The 306-nt window shown below is 36.3% G+C and carries 1 protein-coding gene; it reads left to right on the top strand.

The annotated features are described in order from the left end of the window. Positions 1-306: 3'-5' exonuclease (locus ACPYOJ_RS35035; RefSeq protein ID WP_481420333.1), on the top strand; the 306-nt coding region annotated here is incomplete at both ends.

Below are 306 nucleotides of genomic sequence, written 5' to 3'. Positions count from 1 at the left end.
AAGCAATGGTGCAGGTTACAGAAAAGAATGCATTATAGATATTGCTATTTACAGGTATGATGGGCAGAAAATCATTGATCAGTTCATTTCGCTTGTAAATCCGGAAAGTGATATTACGCCTTTTGTTCAGAAACTTACGAACATTACCCCGAAAATGGTGGCAACGGCACCGAAATTTCATGAAATTGCACGCAGAATTATAGAAATTACGAGCAATAGTACTTTAGTGGGACACAATATAGATTTCGATTACAGAATGCTTCGCCAGTCTTTTCAAAGGCTTGGTTATGATTTTAAAATCAATAC

The organism is Rhizobium sp. SVR5-9E (genome assembly GCF_056755095.1).
Note: the sequence above shows the minus strand (reverse complement) of the source record. Positions and strands in the feature narration are given on the sequence as shown.